Genomic DNA, 320 nt, shown 5'->3' on the forward strand with positions numbered 1-320 from the left:
AGTGAGCCTTCAGGAACTTAAAAACAGGCTGGTCTAAAAGAGAGCATCTTCTTCTTCAAAAAGGGTTGTGAATTATTAAAATTATGTTAATTTAGTAATTCTAACCATCATCAACTATGAAAACTTTTTACCTGGTATTTTTATTCCTTGGCGTCAATTTTTGCCTGTCTGCTCAAACCCGTGCAATTACAGATACAGGCCAGGAAGTAGTCCTTAACAGCGATGGCACCTACGCCTATGTCAACGAAGAAGAGGCTGCTGCAGTCACTATCCCTACCAATCCCGAAGAATTCTCTAAAAGTGATAGTGCTTCTTTTCTT

1 protein-coding gene is annotated in these 320 nt (G+C 39.1%); it reads left to right on the forward strand.

The features are described 5' to 3' along the window. Positions 1-116: 116 nt before the first annotated feature. A partial coding sequence (locus tag HC175_RS22240; RefSeq protein WP_209310205.1) for a hypothetical protein occupies positions 117-320 on the forward strand: 204 nt, incomplete at its 3' end.

The sequence above is a fragment of the Salinimicrobium oceani genome, assembly GCF_012037645.1.